This window comes from Sinorhizobium sp. Y406 (assembly GCF_058732025.1).
Map to the genome: position 1 here is coordinate 1,016,248 of NZ_CM178975.1, position 17,986 is coordinate 1,034,233.

Here is a 17,986-nt window from a genome sequence, read left to right on the forward strand (position 1 = left end):
TGTTCCGTTAGAGGAATGATTCATCCTCTGATTCGCGTCAAGCCATTTCTCAAGGATTGGACGTTTGCAGCGCCGCGTCTTTTCGGACGCGCAAAGACCGCTGTAAATTCTAGGCCCGAATTTCGAGCTGATGCGCTAGCGGTTCGGCGGCGCGCGGCCGTATAGCAACAGCATCACGATGATGACAACGCCGTAGACGATCTGACGGCCGGCCTCCGGCATCTGCATGACGGAGAGGATCGATTGCAGGAGCGTGATCAAGATGACGCCTGCGACCGTCCCGTAGTAGGAGCCGCGGCCGCCGAGGATGGACGTGCCGCCGAGCACGACCGCCGCGATGGACGGCAACAGATAGGGATCCCCCATCGCCTGCGCAGCCTTGGACGCATAGCCCGCGAGCAGCACGCCGCCGAAGGCGCTCAAGGCGCCAGACAAGGCGAAAGCCATCATGACCACCCGCCTTGTGCCGATGCCGGAGAGAAAGGCTGCGCGCTCGCTGTTGCCGATGCCGTAGACGGCGCGACCAAAAGCGGTCCGCGTCAACAGGAACACCATCGCCATGCTGACTGCGAGCCAGACGAGGATGGCATTGGGCAGGCCCGGAACGATTGCGCCGGTTGCAAGCCACCTGACGGCGGGGGGCGCCGAATCCTGAGGCGAGAAGCCGCCGGTGTAGACGACCATCAGCCCCTGTGCGACCACATTGGACGCAAGCGTCACAATCATCGAAGGGATGCGCAGAAAGGCGACGCCGACGCCGTTCAAGAGACCGAAGGCGACGCCGCAGAGAACGCCGGCGGGAATGGCGACAACGGCTCCCATGCTGCCGAGCCCGGCCGCGGCGCAGGCCATCATGGCGCCGCTTGTCATCACCCAAGGAACCGACAGATCGATATGCCCGAGAAGGATGACGACCATCATCCCGGCGGCCACGACGCCGAGAAAAGACGCGACCTTGAGCTGTTGCAGCAGATAGTCCGGTGATAGAAAGTTGCTTGAATAGAGGCTGCCGAGCGAAAGGAGAAGCAGGATGCAGCCGAAGGCAGTCAGCACGGCGGGATCGGCGCGCCGAAGAAGACCGGGAAGGCGCGCCCGGATCGAAATTCGGCTTTCGGACGTCTCGCTCATTGGAACCAGTCCAGCCGGTTACGGACACGCAGGAGCGCGAGCGAGCCGATGCTGACCGCGATCAAAAGCACGATGCCCTGAAGGAGCGGCTGCCACAGCGGGTCGACGTCGAAGGCAAACAGCATGTCGCCAGTGGTGCGCGCCGCAAAGGCGCCGAAGATCGCCCCCACCGCGCTGCCGCGACCGCCATAGAGCGACACCCCGCCGAGCACGACTGCGGCGATCGACCACAGCGTATAGGCATTGCCGCTGGCATAGGCCGCTTCGCCAGTATAGGTGAAGAAGGTGAGGAACAATCCCCCCATTCCCGCGAGCAGTCCGCCCAGGAGATAGGCGGCAAACTTGCCGCGCCGGATCGGCATGCCGGACATGAAGGCCGCTTGCTCGGAAGAGCCTGCCGCATAGGCAGCCCGGCCCACGATCGATCTTTTGAAGGGCAGCCAGACGATGAGGACGACGGCGGTCAGCGCAACCAGGCTCGAGGGTACCACCCCGAAAAGCCGACCGGTCAGCGCGTCGGCAAGAGTCTCGTTGACGGAGCCGCCTGGAAAAGGCCGAAGCAGGAGCGCCAGGCCGAAATAGACGGCTCCTGTCGCGATCGTCGCGACGATCGGCTGCAGACGTCCGTAGATCACGAGAAGGCCGTTGATCGCGCCGCAGAGCGCCCCGACCATCAGCACCGCTGCGACGCCGAGAGCCGTAGGCACGGCCGCGCCGACGACGATCCAGGAGGCAATGCAGTTGGTGAGCACGAAGATCATGCCGACCGACAGGTCGATGCCGGCGGTGATCACCACCAGCGCCTGTGCCATGGCGACAAAGGCAAGCAGCACGCCCTTGTTGGCAGCGGTGTGAACGACATTCGCGGTGAACCCGGCCGGGTGGTTGGCGACATAGACGGCAAACATCACAAGGAAAAGCGCGAGCCCGGTCAGCGTCCCGCGCTGTTCGTTCAGCCAATAGCGCCACTCGTTCATGCCGCTGTTCCCTCCTGACCTTCGTCGACATTGAGGGCGCTGGCGATAAGCGCGCGTTCGCTGATCTCACCGTCCTTGAGTTCCCGCACGATGCGGCCGTCGTAAAGAACCAGCACCCGGTCGCAGCAGCCGATCAGCTCGTCGTAGTCCGTCGAATAGAAGACGATCGCCGCCCCGGCCTCCGCCAGCCGCCGCAACAGCTGATAGAGCTCCTGCTTTGTGCCCACGTCGATGCCGCGCGTCGGGTCGTTGAGCAGAATGATCCGCGGCTTTCGCATCAGCCATTTGGCAATCACAACTTTCTGCTGATTGCCGCCGGAAAGCGCGCCGACGGGCACGTCGAGGCCGGCGGTCTTGATCTCCAGCAGCCGCACCATGTCGTTGATCAGTTGCCCTTCCCTCTTCCGATCGATGATGCCGCCGGCGGAGATCTGGTCGAGCGCCGCGAAGGAAAGGTTCTCCCGCACGGTCATCGGCAACATCAAGCCCTCCGTCTTGCGGTCCTCGGGGATGAGCGCCATGGAGAGAGGCGGTTTGCGCGCCTGCGTCGGACTGCTGATCGTCACCGGCCGACCGTCGACGAGCACCGAGCCGCTCATTCCGCGCAAAACCCCGAAGAGGGCGAGAAGAAGCAGCCGCTGGCCCTGGCCCTCAAGCCCGCCGAGGCCGACGACCTCTCCCTCGGCGACCGAGAACGAGATATCGCGCAGCCGATCGCCCCAGCCGAGATTTCGGCATTCGAGCACCGGCGCCTTCGCGGTCACAACCGCCCGCCTGTGTCTTGCGGGAAAGACGTTGCTGTATTCGCGCCCGATCATCATCTGGACGATGTCGCTGTTGCTGTGGCTCCCGGCCGGGAAGGTCGCGACATTGCGACCGTTGCGAAAGACCGTGCAGGTATCGGCAAGCTCGGTGATCTCGTGCATGCGATGCGAGATATAGAGCAGCGCAAGGCCTTCCTGACGCAACCGCTTCAGAACCGCGAAGACCTTCGCGACATCGCTCGCCGTAAGCGCCGAGGTCGCCTCGTCGAGTATGAGCACCCGCGGCTTCGAGGCAAGCGCTTTGGCGATCTCCACCATCTGCCGGCGTGAGAGCGGCAGATCCTTGACGGCTGCGCGCGGATGGATGTCATCGGCGCCGGCTCGCGCCAGGGCCTCCTCCGCGAGAGCGCGCTGGGCACGCCGGTCGATCAGGCCGAAACGGTGGGGAGGGTTGGAAATGATGATATTGTCGGCGACGCTCAGGTCCGGGATCAATGAAAGTTCCTGGAAAACGCAGGCGATCCCTGCCGCCGCAGCCTCGGCCGGCGAACGAAACGTGACCTCCCGGCCATCAAGCAGCATCCGACCCTCGTCCGTCGCCACGACCCCGGCCATGATCTTGATGAGCGTCGACTTGCCGGCACCGTTCTCGCCGAGAACCGCATGAATTCGGCCCGGCGCAACTTCGAGATGGGCATTCTCAAGGGCGCGGACCCCGCCATAGCGCTTCGATATGCCTTCCATGCGGATGAGCGGGGACGGTGTCTCTGCTGCGATCATCGGGTGCCTCGGACCGAATTGTCAGCGCATGCCGCACGGCAGAAGGCGCGGCATGCGCATCGTTCAAAGGGGAGAAGCTACTGGTTCTCCTTGGTCTGACCCATGATCTCCTGGGCCGTGAAGTTGATGCCGCAGGTCGGGAAGGCATTGCCGACAAAGAAGTTGTCGGACTGGTCCGGATAATAATCCTGGCCCTCCTTGAAGTTCGGATCTTCGACGATCGCCAGCGGCAGCTTGATCGACTGCGGCACCACCTCGCCCTCGAGGGCCGCAATCGCCGTCTTGATGGCGACCGCGACCTGGGCCGGGCCGGTGCCGGCCGACGAGCACTTCAGTCCCTCGTCCGCGTGCTTGGCGCAGAACTTCCGGAATCCGTTTTCCGTCTCCCCGCCGAACGGCACGAAGGGATGACCGGCGTCGATCAGCGCCTGTACCACGCCGGTGTCGCCACCCTGCGCGGTGATGCCGTCGAATTTCTTATGGACGGCGATCGCATCCGCAGTCGCCTTTTGCGCTGTCGGATCGTCCCACTTGCCGAGCACCTCGACGACATCCCATTTCTTGCCCGTGGCGGCGAAAGTCTCCTGGATGCCGTTGTGGCGATCGGTATCGACAGAAGTGCCGGGCACGCCGCGCACTTCGAGGATCTTGCCGCCTTCCGGAAGGTGCTTGGCGAGCCAATTCGCCCAGAGCACGCCGAGGCCTTTCTGGTCGACATTGACGTTGATGGCGTCCTCGGTGTCGAGGACGTTGTCGAACGCGACCAGCACCACGCCCGCTTCCTTGGCCCGCTTAATGACCGGCCCGAAGGCGGTGGGGTTCTGCGCATTGACGATGATCGCGTCATAGCCGGAATCGATGAAATTGTTGATCGCCGAGATCTGCGCCGGGACGTCCTCGCCCGTGGACACGACCTTGAACTCCTTGAGCTTGGCCGCAACGTCCGGCTGTGAGGCATAGGCCTTGGCTGTCTGGATCATCTGAATGCGCCAGGTATTGGCGATATAGCCATTGGCGAGTGCGATCCGGTACGGCCCCTCCTTTTTCGGAAACTTGAAGAATTTCGTCTCGGGCGTCCACGGAGCGAAGCACTCCGGATCGGCCGAAGGGCCGGCGACGATTTCAGGCTCTGCGGTGACGGTGGTGGATAGAAGTGCGAATGCAGCGGCTGTGAGAATGCCGCTGACGAGCGTTCTGGTCATCGAATTCCCTCCCGTTATGTCATTCTGCGATCGGCATCGATCGGGTGCCGCGGCGATCATCCGTCGCAGACACGTCTGCCGGCTGGAGCGGACAAGGCAAGCTCCACCAACGGCGCAAATCATCGATACGCAAGTCCAGTGACGCCCGACAGGCTCCTCCCGAGGGCGTCATGGCGAAATCGTAGCGCTACCAATATCTTGTGTAAAGCGACGGCTGCGGCCAACGAAGGACGGAGCGTAACGCCTGTCGAATTTGAATGGGCGCGGCCGCGGCCGCGCCTTCCGAGGAGTTCTCCTCAGCCTTCGCGTCCGGGTCTCTGAGGCGGGTTGAATCGATCGAGGAAAGCCTCGATCGAGCCGCGGCCGAACCGCATGAGGCGGCGCCGGACAAGGATGGACATGACCCGGGCGGCGGTGGAGAAGGTCATCTCGTCCAGTGGCCCTGAGCCGCGCCAGGGCTTCGTGAGCTGATCGGTAATGATACCGAGCATGTTGGCGGGCAGAATATCCGTGCAGGGCCTCATCCATTCGAAGACGGCGCTGATCGGGAGAACCTTGCCCTCGAAGGTAACGATCGGCTCCGGCATGTCTTCTTCCCAATCGTCATAGGCTTCAAGAGCATCCCTGAAGAGGGTCTGAAGCGTGATCGGGGCATGCCCTTCGTAAAGCTCAGGCAGGAAATTCGTCATTGTGTCTCCTCCAAGGGGTGAGGCCGGAAACGCGAATGGCCAATTCTGTCCGCAATAACGGATTGTGATGCTCTTTCACAAAGCGTGCGCAGTATGGTTCAAAGCTCGCCCCGGCGCAAACGCAATCGGCCGCAAAGCCGGATTACAAGGGGAGAGCCGCCCCGCGGCAAACGCGCACGGGCCTCAAACCATTGAAACGGCAGTTCGAATCCCGGCCTGTGGAAAACGCGACTATACAGTCAGATGGCGGCGCGCCTGCGGCGTATCCAGCGTCTCCGCCGGCCCATCATGCACGAAGGAGCCGCGATCCATGATGTAGACGTGGTCGGCAAGCTCGCGGCAGAAGTCGAGATATTGCTCGACGAGCAGGATCGCCATGCCGGTCGATTCCTTCAAATATCTGATCGCCCGGCCAATATCCTTGATGATCGACGGCTGGATACCTTCGGTCGGCTCGTCGAGCACAAGGATCTTCGGGCGGGTGACGAGCGCGCGGGCGATCGCAAGCTGCTGCTGCTGGCCGCCGGATAAATCGCCGCCGCGCCGCGCCAGCATCGACTGAAGAACGGGAAACAGGCTGAAGATGTCTTCGGGGATCGAGCGATCTGCCCGCTTCAGTGGCGCATAGCCGGTCTCCAGATTTTCCTTCACCGTCAACAGCGGAAAGATCTCGCGCCCCTGCGGCACATAGCCGACGCCCAGCTTGGCGCGGCGGAAAGGCGCCATGCCGCCGAGCACCGTGCCATTGAAGGCGACCGTGCCGGAAGTCACCGGATGCTGACCGGTGATCGCCCGAAGCAGGCTCGACTTGCCGACGCCGTTGCGCCCGAGCACGCAGGTGATCTTGCCCATTTCCGCCGTGAAGGAGACGTTACGCAGCGCCTGGGCGGCGCCGTAGTGCAGATTGACGTTCTCGACCTTCAGCATTGCATAGAAATCCTTCCGCTCATCGGCCGAGATAGTTCTCGATCACCTTCGGATCGTTACTGACGAAATCGATCGAGCCCTCGGCCAGCACCGAACCTTCCGCGAGGCAGGTGACTTTGACACCGAGCTCGCGGACGAAGCCCATGTCATGTTCGACCACGACGACGGAGCGCGTCCTGGCGATCTCCTTGAGCAGGATCGCGGTTTCCGCCGTCTCCGCATCGGTCATGCCGGCGACCGGCTCGTCGACGAGCAAGAGCTCCGGCTCCTGGGCGAGCAGCATACCGATTTCCAGCCATTGCTTCTGGCCATGCGAGAGATTGGCGGCAAGATCGTCCCGGCGCGCGGTCAGCCGCACGGTCGAAAGGATTTCCTCGATCCAGGCCCTGTCCTCGCCGGTGAGCCGATAGAACAGCGTGGCGAAGACGCCGCGGCGGCGGTTCAACGCCAGTTCGAGATTGTCCCAGACCGTGTGGTTTTCGAAGACCGTCGGCTTCTGGAACTTGCGGCCGATGCCGAGCTGGGCGATTTCCGCCTCGTCCTTCTGGGTGAGGTCGATGTCGCCCCTGAAATAGACCTCGCCCTCGTCCGGCCGCGTCTTGCCGGTGATGATGTCCATCATCGTCGTCTTGCCGGCGCCGTTCGGCCCGATGATCGCTCGCAACTCCCCCGGCTCCACGATAAAGGAGAGCGAGTTCAGCGCCTTGAAGCCGTCGAAGGAGACGGAAACGCCATCGAGATAAAGCAGGCTCCTGGGTTTCTTCTCGGTCATGACGATTACTCCGCAGCCATTGGTTCTACGGCCGCAAGGCCCCCTTCCACATCCCCGTTCTGCCTCCGGGCCCTCGCGCGAGCGGCGCGCCTTCGCGCGAGGAAGTCCTGCGCGGTGCCGACCACGCCCTTGGGCAGGAACAGCGTCACCAGGACGAACAGTCCGCCGAGCGCAAAGAGCCAGAATTCGGGAAAGGCGGCGGTGAAGATGCTTTTTCCGCCATTGACGAGGATCGCGCCGACGATCGGGCCGATCAGCGTGCCGCGGCCGCCGACAGCCGTCCAGATGACCACCTCGATGGAATTGCCGGGGGCGAACTCGCCGGGATTGATGATGCCGACCTGCGGGACGTAGAGCGCGCCGGCGACGCCCGCCATCATCGCAGAGACGGTGAAGGCGAAGAGCTTCATGTGCTCGACCCGGTAGCCGAGGAACCGGGTGCGGCTTTCCGCATCCCTGAGCGCCACCAGTACCTTGCCGAGCTTCGAGCGCACGATGCCGGAGGTGATGACGAGCGAGAGGGCGAGCGCCAGCGCCGAGGCGGCAAACAGGGCGGCGCGGGTGCCGTCCGCCTGGATGCTGAAGCCGAGAATGTCCTTGAAGTCCGTCAGGCCGTTATTGCCGCCGAAGCCCATGTCGTTGCGGAAGAAGGCGAGCAGCAGCGCATAGGTCATCGCCTGGGTGATGATCGAGAGGTAGACGCCGTTGACGCGCGAGCGGAAGGCGAACCAGCCGAAGACGAAGGCGATGAAGCCCGGGACGAGCACGACCATCAGCGCCGCGAACCAGAACATGTCGAAGCCGTACCAGAACCAGGGCAGCTCCTTCCAGTTGAGGAACACCATGAAGTCCGGCAGCAGCGGGTCGCCATACGAGCCGCGGGCACCGATCTGGCGCATCAGGTACATGCCCATGGCATAGCCCCCGAGCGCGAAGAAGGCCGCGTGCCCGAGCGAGAGGATGCCGCAAAAGCCCCAGACGAGGTCGAGCGCGAGCGCCAGCAGCGCATAGGTCAGATACTTGCCGAAGAGCGAGACGAGGTAGGTCGGGACATGCAGCGGATGATCCGGCGCCGTCAGGAGGTTGAGCGCCGGCACGAGAACGGCGAGTGCCATGAGAATCGCCACGGCAATGACGATCGTTCGGTCCAGCGATTTGACGAGAAACGAGGTGATCATGCTTCCACCGCCCGGCCCTTGAGTGCGAACAGCCCGCGCGGCCGCTTCTGGATGAAGAGGATGATCAGCACGAGCACGAGGATCTTGCCGAGCACGGCCCCGGCATAGGGCTCCAGGAACTTGTTGAGGATGCCGAGAGAGAAGGCACCGACCAGCGTGCCCCAGAGATTTCCGACGCCGCCGAAGACCACGACCATGAAGCTGTCGATGATGTAACCCTGGCCGAGATTTGGCGAGACGTTGTCGATCTGCGAGAGCGCGACTCCCGCCATGCCGGCAATGCCGGAGCCGAGCGCGAAGGTGAGCGCATCGACCCATGGCGTGCGGATGCCCATCGAGGAGGCCATGCGTCGGTTCTGCGTCACGGCCCGCATCTGCAAGCCCATCGGCGTCTTCTTCAGGAGGAAGAGCAGCGCGGCGAAGACGGCGAGCGCGAAAACGATGATCCAGAGGCGGTTCCAGGTGATCGTCAGCCCGCCAAGGTCAAAGGCGCCGGACATCCAGGAAGGATTGCCCACCTCCTGATTGGTGGGACCGAAAATGGTGCGGACCGCCTGCTGCAGGATCAGCGACATGCCCCAGGTGGCAAGCAAGGTCTCGAGAGGGCGGCCATAGAGAAAGCGGATGACGCCGCGCTCCATCGCCAGTCCGACCACGCCGGTGACGAGGAAGGCGAGCGGCAGCGCGATCGCCAGCGACCAGTCGAAGAGACCGGGAAAGGAACCGCGAACGACATCCTGGACCAGAAAGGTCGTGTAGGCGCCGAGCATCACCATCTCGCCATGCGCCATGTTGATGATGCCCATGACGCCGAAGGTGATGGCAAGGCCGATCGCGGCGAGAAGCAGCACCGAGCCGAGGGAAAGCCCATACCAAACGTTTTGCCCGGCCGCCCACAGCGCCTGCGTCTGCTCGAGGCCGGCAATGGCCGCCTCGATGTCCGGCTTCAAGGTCTCGTCTGCCGCACCGAGCGACGAGGACAGGACGGAGAGCGCGTCGCGCCCGCCGCCTTCCTTGAGCGTCTGAACCGCCCGCCGCTTCTCCTCGACCGTCCGGTCGGAGATCAGGAGGGACGTGGCGCGTGCCTGCTCGAGCAGGGCGCCGACCTCGGCATCCTTCTCGGCGGCAAGCGCATTCTCGATGGCGTCGAGGGCATCGGCATTCGGCGATTGCAGCACCGACTGCACCGCTTTGAGGCGTGCATTGCGGTCGGGGCTCATGAGCGTCAGGCTGCCGAGCGCGGTGCGCACCGCACGGCGGATGCCGTTGTTGACCTTGACCTTCGAAAGGGACGCCTTCGGCGCCTCACCGGCACTTTCTCCGGACACCGGGTCGGTGAGCGTGAGCTTCGAACCGCTCCCCGTCGTCAAGAACACCTGGCCATCCGCCTTGCGCACATAGAGATCGCCCTCGCCGAGCGCTTCGAGGATGGGCACAACCCTCGGGTCGCCGGTCTTCGCCAGCGCCGCGATGTGCTCGTCCAGGTCGGAGAGCTTGGCCTCACCGAAGGCGTTCACCAGTTCGCGCAGCCCCTCCTCGGCTCGAGCCCCCGGGGCGGCTGCGGCAATGAGGAACACGGCTACCAGCATGGATAGGAAGATGCGGTACATTCGCCTCTCGCTTCGTCAGTTCAGAGCGGATGGAACGGTAGGCTCCTGCCCATCCCGCCCGCCTTCGCGTCGCCCGACCGATCACGTCCTGCCTTGCAGTGCGTGCGTCCTTCGGCAGCCAAAGTCCCTCCGTCCGGACGCATTCGGACGGAGGGTTTTCCGGGGGTCGTTTCGTCTTGGAAAATGTCTCACAGGAAGCGGCCGGAACGCCGGCCGACCCCCTCGAACATCTCTTTCGTCACGAAGACCCGGCCTGAGCCTCGCGGATCAGGAGCCCTTGCCGCCGCACTTGCCGGTGGCGACGTTGAAGTTGCCGCAGGACATCGGTGCGCGCCAATCGGAGATCAGGTCCTTCGAGTCCGGCAGGTAGTCCGACCATTCGTCGCCGACGACGAGGCCGGGCGTCTCCCAGACGGTCTCGAACTGACCGTCCGCCTGGATCTCGCCGATCAGCACAGGCTTGGTGATGTGGTGGTTCGGCATCATCGTCGAATAGCCGCCCGAAAGGTTCGGCACGGAGACGCCGATCATCGCGTCGAGCACGGCGTCGGTGTCGGTGGTGCCGGCCTTCTCGACCGCCTTCAGCCACATGTTGAAGCCGATATAATGGGCTTCCATCGGGTCATTGGTGACCCGCTTGTCGTTCTTGGTGAAGGCCTTCCAGGTTTCGATGAACTCGGCATTGGCCGGATTGTCAACCGACTGGAAATAATTCCAGGCGGCCAGGTGCCCGACGAGCGGCCCGGTGTCGAGGCCGGCAAGCTCTTCCTCACCCACCGAGAAGGCAACAACCGGGATGTCTTCGGCCTTGATGCCCTGGTTGGCGAGTTCCTTGTAGAAGGGCACGTTGGCGTCGCCATTGATGGTCGAGACGACGGCGGTCTTCTTGCCGGCCGAGCCGAACTTCTTGATATCAGAGACGATCGTCTGCCAGTCGGAATGGCCGAAGGGCGTGTAATTGACCATGATGTCCTCGGGCTTGACGCCCTTGGCGATCAGGTAGGCCTCGAGGATCTTGTTGGTCGTGCGCGGATAGACATAGTCCGTGCCGGCGAGCACCCAGCGCTCGACCTCTTCGTTCTCCATCAGATAGTCGACGGCGGGGATCGCCTGCTGGTTCGGCGCAGCACCCGTATAGAAGACGTTGCGCTGGCTTTCCTCACCCTCGTACTGGACGGGATAGAAGAGGATCGAGTTCAGCTCCTCGAATACCGGCAGCACCGACTTGCGCGATACGGACGTCCAGCAGCCGAAAACCGCCGAAACCTTGTCGACCGAGATCAACTCGCGCGCCTTCTCGGCGAAAAGCGGCCAGTCGGAGGCCGGGTCGACCACGACCGCCTCGAGCTTCTTGCCGAGCAGTCCGCCCTTCTTGTTCTGCTCGTCGATCAGCATCAGCATGGCGTCTTTCAGCGTCGTCTCGGAGATCGCCATGGTTCCCGAAAGCGAATGCAGGATGCCGACCTTGATCGTGTCCTCGGCGGCAAAGGCGCCGTTGAACGCAGTCGTCGAAAGGACGGCAGCGATAAATGCGCCGGTGACGCGTGCCTTGATAGTCATCTGATTTGAACCCCTCTAGTTCTGGTCGCCGCAACGGAGTGCTCGTTCTCCTTGGCCGTTGGGGATCATCCGACGTCGGGACTGCACTGCACATACGTCATTCTACGTAGACGTCGGGGGGAAGAAGGAACATCGCACGGCCCGTAGCGAAAGGCTCCGCCCCCACAGATGACTCCTGCGACCAGCGTTCCTGTGATATGGTTCCGGCTTGTGCTTCCTGCTCGAGGAACAGGAAAATGCAAGCCTTTGCAGCCGTCGCGCGAACCTGTTTTCCGGCCTTACTGGCCGGTTGCATGCTGCTCATGCCTGCGGCGGCGGCCGAAGAGGCTGCCGATGTCGCGACCGGGACCCGGCTCGCGGAGTTCCTTCGGGCGGCGCGAAGCGTGCTCTCGAACTATCAGCCGCTGATCAACGATCCGTCCGTCGGCGACAAGCATCTCGACGGCGAGCGCTTCACGACGGAGGCGATCGCCTTTTACGCCAAGCGCACCGGCCATCCCTTGATCACCGCCGACCTGTCCGAGCGCGACCGCAAACTGATCCAGGCGCAGATCGAGGCGATGCGCGAGGTCGTCGACGAACAGCAGGCCGACATCAACCGTCCCGGCATCGGCTTCAAGGGCTTCGTCCCGGCCGTATTCGCGCGGTTGATGAACGAGAAATTCGCCGCCAAGGTGGGCGTCGAGGCGCTGGTCCGCGTGACGGCACCCGAGGATCTGGTACGCAATCGCAAGTCCCTCCCCGATGCCTGGGAATCGGGGGTCATCGAGAATGTTTTCTCGGACGCCGACAGGCCGAAGGGCGACAGCTACACCGAAGTGACGACCGTCGACGATCGCCCCGCTTTCCGCATGCTGCTGCCGGAATACTACACGGAATCCTGCCTTACGTGCCATGGTGCGCCGAAGGGTGAAATCGACGTCACCGGCTATCCGAAGGAGGGAGGAAAGGCGGGCGACCTCGGCGGTGCGATCAGCATCGTCTTGTTCAAATGAGTGCGCCGGATGAGCAACTGCGGTCGTTTTGGGCCATAACGGCGCCCAAGAGGCTTGCTCACCGCCTTGCCGGGCTACCGATCTCCGCCCGCGTTGCGGCCCTGACGGCGGCCGGGCTGATCAGCCTCATCCTGTCCTCGCTGTTTCTGACGCAGGCGCTCTATCGAAGCGCCGACCGCATGGCCGAGACGACGGAACTGTTCGACCGCGCGGCATCGGCAGCCGCGGCGCACGTCGCCTTCGGGGACCTCAGATACTGGCTGACCGATCTCTCGGTAAGCCTCTTGATGAATTCGCAGCGCAATGCCGAGCGGGCGCGCGAACGCCTGGAGGTGCAGCTGGAGCGTCTGGCAAAGCACTCGCCCCGGACGGTCGAGGGAATCCGCAAGGAAGTCGCCGCCTATGTCGAAACGGCGCTCCAAGCGACCGATGCCTATACTCAGGACAACCGCATCATCGGCAATACGCTGCTGGCCAAGGCGCGCACCCACAGCAGCAGCGTCGATCAGGACCTGAACGCGCTCGTCGAGCAGGTAAAGGCCGAGGCGGAGACCGCCCGGAGCGAGGTGGTGCAGCAGGCGCAGAGGACCGCCACGGCCGCCGCCATCCTGGTTGGTGTCCTCGTCGTGATCGGCTCCGTTCTCACGCTTCTCGTCCTGCGCTCGATCGTCGGTCCGCTCCGGCGCCTCAACCGCGTGATCGGCGATCTGAAGGAAGGTCGCTACGACGTCGAAATACCCCAGGGGGGCGGCGACGAAATCGGGGCAATGGCAAGGACGCTATCGCTGTTCCGGCAAAGCGCGATCGAAAAGAAGAAGCTCGAGGAGGAAGCAGAGCGGCAAAGACGCACGATCGCCGCGGCGCTCGAGGCGATATCCGATGGATTCGTCCTCTATGATCCGGACGACAAGATCCTGGTCGCCAACAGCAAATATTGCGAGATCTTTCCCAGCCACGCACCGAACACGCTCCGCGGCAGGAGCTTCCGCGACGTCCTGGAGGAGGATGTCGCGAGCGGGCACGTGGACCTCGAAGGCAGATCACCGGCAGAGTGGATCGTGGAACGCCTCAGCCTGCACCGGGATCCGGCCGGCTTCGTCGACGAGAAACGGTTCGGCGACAAATGGGTCCGCATCACCAAGCGCAAGATTCCGGACGGCGGGACTGTCGCCGTCTACACCGACATCACCGAACTGAAGCTCAGGCAGGTCGAGCTCGAACGGGCGAAGAGCAACGCGGAATCGGCAAGCGAGGCGAAGAGCCGCTTTCTCGCCTCGATGAGCCATGAGCTGCGCACGCCGTTGAACGCCATCATCGGCTACAGCGAAATGCTGATCGAGGAAGCACAGGAGCAGGAAGAGGAGGCGTTCGTGCCCGATCTCGAAAAGATCGCGTCCGCCGGCCGGAACCTCCTCTCGCTCATCAACGACATCCTCGACCTGTCGAAGATCGAGGCCGACCGGATGGAGGTCTTCCTCGAAACTTTCGACGTCGCCGAATTGCTGCGCGACGTGAGTGCCACGGTCGCACCGCTGATGGCGAAGAACGAAAACGCGTTCGTCCAGGAGTTTGGCGCCGACTTAGGCGTGATGACCTCCGACCAGACCAAGCTGCGCCAGAACCTTTTCAACCTGCTCAGCAACGCGGCAAAATTCACCAAGGCCGGCCGGGTGACGCTTTCGGTGCGGCGCGAAGCGAGGGCGGACGTGGACTGGCTCGTCTTCAAGGTGTCCGATACCGGGATCGGCATGACGCCGGGGCAGCAGGAGCGGCTCTTCAACCCCTTCACGCAGGCCGATGCCTCGACCACCCGGAACTACGGCGGCACGGGACTGGGTTTGAGCATCACCCGCAGCTTCAGCCGCATGATCGGCGGCATCGTCACCGTCGAAAGCGAAGTCGGAAAGGGATCGGTCTTCACGATGGAAGTGCCGGCGGAATGCGGACAGCAGACCAGCGGAGAGCAAACGGCGGAAGCGTCGCCAGCCGCGCCGGGTCGCACGGCCCTGATCATCGACGACGAACCGGCCGCCCGCAGCCTGATCGCCAGGGCGCTTGCGGAAGCGGGGCTCGCCTCGATCGAGGCGGCAAGCGGCGCCGAAGGCATAGCCGCCGCGCGGACGCACCGGCCGGCGGCAATCATCCTCGATATCATCATGCCACATCAGGACGGCTGGGCGGTGCTGCGGGCGTTGAAGAGCGATCCCGAACTGTGCACGATCCCGGTGATCCTGGCGACGATCCTTGCCGATCGCGAGCTCGGCCTTTCGCTCGGCGCCGTCGAATATCTGACGAAGCCGATCGACACCGAGAAGCTGATCAGGACGATCGAGGCCTGCGGCGGCGGCAATCGCGATGTGCTCGTCATCGACGACGATCGGGCATCGCGCGATTTCCTCCGTCGTATTCTGGTGAAGAGAAACTGGACGGTTCACGAGGCCGCCGACGGCATTCGCGGTCTCGAACTGATGAAGCGGCTGCTGCCGCGCCTCGTTCTGCTCGATCTTCTGATGCCGGAGATGGACGGCTTCGAGACCCTCAGCGAAATGCAGAGAATTCCGGAACTGCAGAAGATTCCCGTCGTCGTCGTCACGTCGAAGGACCTGTCCGCAAAGGAATTGCGATGGCTGCGCGACCGGGCGGTCGCCGTCGTCAACAAGGGCGCGAACAGCAGGTCCCAGCTGGTCGAAGCGCTCGAACGGCAGATCCCATCGCAGGAACCGGCGGCCCCGGCGACCACGAACAACTGACGCGCATGACCGAAGGCGAACCGAAATGACGAGAATCCTTCTGGTGGAAGACAATGAAATGAATCGCGACATGCTTTCGCGGCGACTGTCTCGCCGCGGCTTCGATGTGCTGATCGCGGAGAACGGCGAGGCGGGCGTCGAGCTCGCAACCTCGGAAAAGCCGGACCTGATCCTTATGGACATGAGCCTGCCGGTGATGGATGGCTGGGAGGCCACACGACGCATCAAGGCCGATCCCGCGACCTGCGACATCCCGGTCATCGCGCTCACCGCGCATGCGATGGCAAGTGATCGGGAGATGGCGCTCGAGGCCGGCTGCGACGACTATGACAGCAAGCCGATCGATCTCTCGCAGCTTGTCAGGAAGATCGAGAAACTGCTGGAGACTTCGCATTGAGCACCGCTTAGATGAGTATCGGAAACGAGTTTCAGCGCCAGGCCATCGCCGCCCATGTCGAGCAGCGGCTGGCTGGCCCTGCGCGGGCGATCCTGGGGTTCCAGGAGTTGCTGCTCGAGCAGGCGCGGGATCTGGGTCTGACGCGCCTTTTGAGCGACCTCGAGCGGATCGGCGCCGCTGCCAGGCAACTGAACGGCCTCGTCGATCGGTTGACGGACGGCAAGGCCGATTGCGCCGGGGCGGGCGACCCGGATGCGGAGGCAAGGCTGCGCCACGATCTGCGCACGCCACTCAACGCCATCATCGGCTATTCGGAAATGATCTTGGAAGATTCGGGCGACTTGCAGCCGCACACGCTGAAGGAAGACCTCGCCGAAATGCTTTCGGCAGCGGCGGACCTGTTGAAACAGGTCGATGCGCTTGCCGGCTTTTCGCGCGGCGAGGCGATCGAAGTGATCGAGCCGGAGGTTCGAACCGAAATAGACGCGGCCGAGCTCGAGCGGCTTCTGTTCAGCCACGAGCACGAGGCATGTTCCGCTCCGACCGGCAGGATACTCGTCGTCGACGACGTAGCCAGCAATCGCGATCTTCTCTCGCGGCGCCTGCGGCGCGAAGGCCATCGCGTCTTCACCGCCGAGTCTGGTCTCGCTGCGCTCGCAAGGCTCTCGGAAGACGAGTTCGACCTCATCCTGCTGGACATATTGATGCCCGACATGAACGGCATCGAGATGCTCTCGCGGCTGAAGAGCGAGAACCGGTGGCGGCACGTCCCCGTAATCATGATCTCGGGCTTGAACGAAGTGGCGGCGGTGGCTCGGTGCATCGAGGCGGGCGCCGACGACTATCTGACGAAACCCTTCAACCCGATCCTCTTGCGCGCGCGCATCAACGCCACGCTCGAGAAGAAGCGCTGGCTCGACCGCGAGCACCGCTATCTCGAGCAGATCGAAACGGAGAAGAGCCGTGCCGACGCGCTCATCCATGCGATCCTGCCGCATCAGATCGTTTCGCGACTGCATGGCGGGGAGGAGATCATCGCCGATCGTTTCGACGAGGTTTCCATTCTCTTTGCGGATATCGTCGGCTTCACGCCCATCGCGGCGCGGCTGGCGCCATCGGACCTGGTCCGGCGCCTGGACAGGATGTTCAGCAAGTTCGATCTCCTGACGCAGGAGCATCGCGTCGAGAAGATCAAGACGATCGGCGACGCCTATATGGCCGCCTGCGGCATCCCCGAACCCTCGGCGGACCACGCCGACAGGATCGTGGCGCTCGGCAAGTCGATGCTGGAATCGCTCGAGACCATGGCGCCCGACGGCGACCGCTTCCGCATCCGCATCGGCGTTCATTCCGGGCCGGTCGTCGCCGGCCTGATCGGCCGGCTGCGTTTCGTCTATGACGTGTGGGGGGAAACCGTCAACGTCGCGAGCCGCCTGGAGTCCCAGGGCGTTGCCGACCATATCCAGATCTCGGAGGCGACCCGGCAGGCGCTTCGCGGATCGTGGCGGCTGCAACCCCGCTGCGCGCTGGAGTTACGAGGCGTCGGCGCGATCGAGACCTATCTCGTTCGGTAGTTCCCCCTTCGCACTCCGAAATATAGATCAATCGGAAAAAACTCTTCTAAAAGTAATACTTGAAAAACCGACTCGACCTGTAGGTCTTTCTCTGATTTTATTCTGCCGTACTGTTTTCAGATGCTTTCAAGGGGTTGATGGCAGATGGCTTACGACTGGGACGGAAAGCGCACGCGTCGTCTTCAAATGCTGAGATTCGCGGGAGCTCTGGCCATCCCTGCCCTCCTCTTCGGTTCCGCCATTGCGGCCGTGGAGTGGAGCGAAATGGGTGGTACGGCCGTGAGGACGGTGCACCTTCGATAATCTCCGGCGAAACAGCATTTCATCTTTGGCGCCGAAATCGGCGCATGGTGGTCTCCGTCGCTGCGGTGCCGGAGGAAGGGGTACGATGAATTCCGCTCAAGTCTTCAGTTTCGATCCGATCGGCCCCGCCGAACTGGCCATGATCGGAAAGGCCTTCCAGGACGAGCTGCAAATGCGGGCCTTGCCCCGCCAGTCGGGCGAAGCCGAAACACTCGCCGCAAGGCTGATCAGCGCCTATCAGGCAGGAATTCGGGATGATCTGGGCCTGAGGATCGTCGCAGGTCTGTCCTGAGCCGCGCGCGGCGGTGAGCCTGGACATCGACACGTGAGCGGGGTCGGGCTCGCTTTCACTGCACGGGGTGCTGCGCCAAGCAGACGAT

General features: G+C 63.3%; 15 protein-coding genes. 5 read left to right on the top strand and 10 right to left on the bottom strand.

Annotation, left to right across the window (positions count from 1 at the left end; genetic code table 11):
* Positions 1-135: 135 nt before the first annotated feature.
* The 10 genes from AC4P1R_RS21625 to urtA form a co-directional block, all read right to left on the bottom strand.
* Positions 136-1,128 (bottom strand): ABC transporter permease, encoded by a 993-nt coding sequence (locus AC4P1R_RS21625; protein WP_492177775.1) that lies wholly within the window; start codon positions 1,126-1,128, stop codon positions 136-138.
* Positions 1,125-2,105: an ABC transporter permease gene (locus AC4P1R_RS21630; protein ID WP_492177776.1), complete on the bottom strand. Its 981-nt coding sequence runs from the start codon at positions 2,103-2,105 to the stop codon at positions 1,125-1,127. The genes AC4P1R_RS21625 and AC4P1R_RS21630 overlap by 4 nt, the downstream gene beginning before the upstream one ends.
* Positions 2,102-3,649, bottom strand: a complete 1,548-nt coding sequence (locus AC4P1R_RS21635) for a sugar ABC transporter ATP-binding protein (protein WP_492177777.1) — start codon at positions 3,647-3,649, stop codon at positions 2,102-2,104. Before AC4P1R_RS21635 ends, AC4P1R_RS21630 begins: the two co-directional genes overlap by 4 nt.
* A gap of 77 nt (positions 3,650-3,726) precedes the next feature.
* Positions 3,727-4,851 (bottom strand): sugar ABC transporter substrate-binding protein, encoded by a 1,125-nt coding sequence (locus tag AC4P1R_RS21640; RefSeq protein WP_492177778.1) that lies wholly within the window; start codon positions 4,849-4,851, stop codon positions 3,727-3,729.
* A 296-nt stretch (positions 4,852-5,147) separates the two neighbouring features.
* Positions 5,148-5,540, bottom strand: a complete 393-nt coding sequence (locus tag AC4P1R_RS21645; protein WP_069461007.1) for a BRA0787 family protein — start codon at positions 5,538-5,540, stop codon at positions 5,148-5,150.
* 231 nt (positions 5,541-5,771) lie between these two features.
* Complete coding sequence (gene urtE / locus AC4P1R_RS21650; RefSeq protein WP_069461006.1) at positions 5,772-6,467, bottom strand: urea ABC transporter ATP-binding subunit UrtE; 696 nt, start codon at positions 6,465-6,467, stop codon at positions 5,772-5,774.
* 19 nt (positions 6,468-6,486) lie between these two features.
* Complete coding sequence (gene urtD, locus AC4P1R_RS21655) at positions 6,487-7,239, bottom strand: urea ABC transporter ATP-binding protein UrtD (protein WP_492177779.1); 753 nt, start codon at positions 7,237-7,239, stop codon at positions 6,487-6,489.
* A gap of 5 nt (positions 7,240-7,244) precedes the next feature.
* The gene (gene urtC, locus AC4P1R_RS21660) at positions 7,245-8,417 is read right to left on the bottom strand and encodes an urea ABC transporter permease subunit UrtC (protein ID WP_492177780.1); all 1,173 of its coding nucleotides are present in this window, start codon (positions 8,415-8,417) and stop codon (positions 7,245-7,247) included.
* Positions 8,414-10,027, bottom strand: coding sequence for an urea ABC transporter permease subunit UrtB (urtB, locus tag AC4P1R_RS21665; RefSeq protein ID WP_492177781.1), 1,614 nt, complete (start codon positions 10,025-10,027; stop codon positions 8,414-8,416). The genes urtC and urtB overlap by 4 nt, the downstream gene beginning before the upstream one ends.
* Before the next feature lie 267 nt (positions 10,028-10,294).
* On the bottom strand, positions 10,295-11,587 hold the full coding sequence (urtA, locus tag AC4P1R_RS21670) for an urea ABC transporter substrate-binding protein (protein ID WP_492177782.1): 1,293 nt from the start codon (positions 11,585-11,587) through the stop codon (positions 10,295-10,297).
* Positions 11,588-11,823: 236 nt separating this feature from the next.
* Between urtA and AC4P1R_RS21675 the strand changes: the two genes are divergently transcribed.
* From AC4P1R_RS21675 to AC4P1R_RS21695, 5 genes are all read left to right on the top strand, one after another.
* Complete coding sequence (locus AC4P1R_RS21675; RefSeq protein ID WP_492177783.1) at positions 11,824-12,582, top strand: Tll0287-like domain-containing protein; 759 nt, start codon at positions 11,824-11,826, stop codon at positions 12,580-12,582.
* Positions 12,579-15,332 (top strand): response regulator, encoded by a 2,754-nt coding sequence (locus AC4P1R_RS21680; protein WP_492177784.1) that lies wholly within the window; start codon positions 12,579-12,581, stop codon positions 15,330-15,332. Before AC4P1R_RS21675 ends, AC4P1R_RS21680 begins: the two co-directional genes overlap by 4 nt.
* A gap of 25 nt (positions 15,333-15,357) precedes the next feature.
* Complete coding sequence (locus tag AC4P1R_RS21685) at positions 15,358-15,729, top strand: response regulator (protein WP_069460999.1); 372 nt, start codon at positions 15,358-15,360, stop codon at positions 15,727-15,729.
* A gap of 11 nt (positions 15,730-15,740) precedes the next feature.
* Positions 15,741-17,303: an adenylate/guanylate cyclase domain-containing protein gene (locus AC4P1R_RS21690; RefSeq protein WP_492177785.1), complete on the top strand. Its 1,563-nt coding sequence runs from the start codon at positions 15,741-15,743 to the stop codon at positions 17,301-17,303.
* Between the two features lie 388 nt (positions 17,304-17,691).
* Complete coding sequence (locus AC4P1R_RS21695; RefSeq protein WP_492177786.1) at positions 17,692-17,898, top strand: hypothetical protein; 207 nt, start codon at positions 17,692-17,694, stop codon at positions 17,896-17,898.
* The last annotated feature ends 88 nt before the right edge of the window (positions 17,899-17,986 follow it).